General features: G+C 45.9%; 1 pseudogene. It reads right to left on the bottom strand.

What is annotated here, in order from left to right:
• A pseudogene (locus tag Q0954_RS34490) lies at window positions 1-440 on the bottom strand (hypothetical protein); the annotation flags it as partial.

Here is a 440-nt window from a genome sequence, read left to right as displayed (position 1 = left end):
CGTTGAAACTGGTGTAACAAAGTAATTTGCTTCACCAACGACTGGTACAAACTATGCAAACGGCGCGCTTTTTTCACTTCGCCTGGGAGCGATAGTTGGTCAGCGTAAGGATTCACCACCTCATAAGGACGCAACAAACGCACACAATTTTGTAATAATTCTTTGGTAACCAATTGTTTAGACTTAATCACCTTCCCCACCGAACAAGCGTTCATATAATCGATAATTGCCTTGGTTTGGGCTTCGCTTTCGTTGATCGCCAGGGTAAAACAACGGTTTTCGTTGTCCTCGTACACCTCAGTTTGGGTAGTAGCCGCCATACTCGCCACCGGACCATATACCTCTTTAACCCGGCTCCTAATCTGACCTTGAGCATCCTGACCAGCCATAGAACTCGCCAATTTACCGTAGCTGATCAACTCACGAAAAGACAACAAAGC

The sequence above is a fragment of the uncultured Microscilla sp. genome (assembly GCF_947493425.1).
In the GTDB taxonomy this organism is placed as follows: domain Bacteria; phylum Bacteroidota; class Bacteroidia; order Cytophagales; family Microscillaceae; genus Microscilla.
This window is presented reverse-complemented; position numbering and strand designations above follow the sequence as displayed.